General features: G+C 61.6%; 2 protein-coding genes. Both read left to right on the plus strand.

All coding sequences use genetic code 11. The features are described 5' to 3' along the window. Window positions 1-478 (plus strand): hypothetical protein (locus F3H98_RS31530; RefSeq protein ID WP_188130664.1); only part of this gene is annotated, 478 nt, incomplete at its 5' end. Beyond that, window positions 475-2544 (plus strand): recombinase family protein, encoded by a 2070-nt coding sequence (locus F3H98_RS30810; protein WP_149764790.1) that lies wholly within the window; start codon window positions 475-477, stop codon window positions 2542-2544. The genes F3H98_RS31530 and F3H98_RS30810, both read left to right, overlap by 4 nt. Window positions 2545-2577: the final 33 nt, after the last annotated feature.

Genomic DNA, 2577 nt, shown 5'->3' on the forward strand with positions numbered 1-2577 from the left:
GGCGGACTGGGCTCATAATGCCCGTTATCAGGATGGCGAGGCAAAGAAGATTGTCCGTTACGCCTTTCATCCGCGTTCGGGCGGGGAGATTTTCGTTACAGGCCGTCAGCGTTATTGCGGTGAGCCGGCCTATGTCGGGCGACAACCGGATGGCAGCCTGGCGCTGATTCCAATCTGGATGACGGAAGAGATCGCCCTGACGATGGCGGTTCGCGAGGCGCCCCGTTTTCCCCTTTCATGCCTGCGCGACCTGCGCCGCGAGGTGGATGCAGGTCTACGTTTTCTGCAGAGCGACTCACGCCAGCCAGGAGACGACCATGCAGCGCAGGCAATGCCGAACCGACCAGCCAGACCTGTTTTCCACGAAGGCTCCGCCATCGAGTCTTCCAGGCGAAGTCCGGGAACGCACCCTCCTGCTGATCGAGACCTTGCTGAGGGAAGCGGTGGTGAGCCAGACGGGACGGGAGGCAGATCATGAAGATCACCGCTGAACATCTCGCGCGCGGCGCCTATGTCTATGTCCGGCAGTCGACGGCCGATCAACTCGTCAACAATCCCGAGAGCCGGCGACGCCAGTATAGCCTTGCCGAGCGAGCGCGGACCCTCGGCTGGAGTGATGCCATCATCATCGATGATGATCTCGGTCGTTCAGGGTCTGGCATCAGCCGTCCGGGCTTTGAGAAGCTTCTGGCGGCGATCTGCGAAGGTCGGGTTGGTGCGGTCCTCGCCATTGAAGCTTCCCGGCTGGCCCGCAATGGCCGGGACTGGCATACGCTTATCGAGTTTTGCGGCCTTGTCGGAACGCTCATCATCGATGAGGACGGCATCTACGAACCGCGTCATCCCAACGACAGGTTGCTGCTCGGCATGAAGGGCACGATGAGCGAACTGGAGCTTTCGATCCTGCGGGCCCGCTCGATCGAAGCCCTGAAGCAGAAGGCGCGACGGGGCGAACTTTTCCTGACGGTGGCGATCGGTTACGTCAAGTCGGGCCGGAACCGGATCGAGAAAGACCCGGACCTGCGGATCCGCGAGGCGATCGATCTTGTCTTCCGGCGTTTCGACGAACTGCAGAGCATCCGGCAGGTGCATCTGTGGCTGCGCAGCGAGGGCATTATGCTCCCTGCCGTAAACTACACGCGCGCGGCGGACAGGGCGATCGTCTGGAAGCTGCCCGTCTACAATACGGTGCACCACATTCTCACCAACCCGATCTACGCCGGCGCCTATGCGTTCGGGCGAACCTGCAGCAAAGTCACCATAGAGGCCGGACGCAAACGGATTTTGCGTGGGATCAGGCGCGATCGCGCCGACTGGGAGGTCTTGCTCATCGACCATCACGAAGGTTACCTGAGCTGGCACGATTTTGAGAGGAATCAGCGCCTGATCACGGACAATGCCACAAGCAAAGGCTTGGTGCCGCGCGGTGCTCTTCGCCGGGGCGAGTTGCTGCTCGGCGGTCTCTTGCGCTGCGGCCATTGCGGCCGCAAGCTGCATGTCTCCTATTCCGGCAGCAACGGCAATACGGGGCGCTATCATTGCCGCGGAGCGCAGCTCAACCACGGAACCGACCCGTGCATTGGCTTCGGATCGTTGCGGGTCGATCAGGCGGTCAGCGCGGAGGTTCTTCAACGCCTTCAACCGCTCGGCATCGAAGCGGCGATCAAGGCCATCGAGACCTCCACCGTGCAGGCTGGAGAGAAGCGGCGCCATGTGGAGCTCGCACTCGAGCAAGCACGTTATGAAGCCGCCCATGCACGCCGCCAGTATGACGCCGTCGACCCGGACAACCGGCTTGTAGCAGGCGAACTGGAGCGGCGCTGGAATGCCGCGCTCGTAGCCGTCCGCGAGCGTCAGGACGAGCTTGACGCGCTCGACCGCCACAAGCCTGAGGCTCTGGGAGACGAGGAACGGCGGAGCCTGCTGCGCATGGGCGCCGATCTCGAACTGGCATGGCATCATGCCAACGCCACCGCCACCACGCGCAAGCGGATCATCCGTGCCGTGATCCGAGAGATTGTCGTCGCCATCGAAGACGACCACATCAAAATGCTGGTGCATTGGCAGGGCGGCGACCATACCGCGCTTTCGGTCAGGAAGAACAAGGCAGGCCATCACCGTTGGGGCGCCCCGCCGGACATCGAGGAACTGATCCGTGCCCTGGCACGCCAATTGCCGGATAGAGCGATCGCATCGCTTCTCAACCGGCTCGGCAAAACCACGGGTCGTCAGAACGGATGGACGCAGTCCCGTGTCTGCACTTTCCGCAACCAGCACGACATCGCCGTCTACAAAAAGGACGAACGGTCGGAGCGCGGCGAGTATACATTGCAGGAAACGGCTGCGAGGCTCGGGCTGCGGCCAATGACCGTGCTGCGCATGATCCGCGCCGGCGATCTGAAGGCCGAGCAGTATTGCAAGGGTACGCCCTGGATCATCCGTCATGAAGATATCGAGCAACTCGATATCCAGCACCATTCCGGCAGCAGCGGACACAGTCCATTATCACAATCACAGGATCAGCAGATCCAGCTTTTTCAATAACATAGCGAGGTGTGCATTATGTCGTGGGATCGG

The organism is Neomesorhizobium albiziae (assembly GCF_900114255.1).
In the GTDB taxonomy this organism is placed as follows: Bacteria; Pseudomonadota; Alphaproteobacteria; order Rhizobiales; family Rhizobiaceae; genus Neomesorhizobium; species Neomesorhizobium albiziae.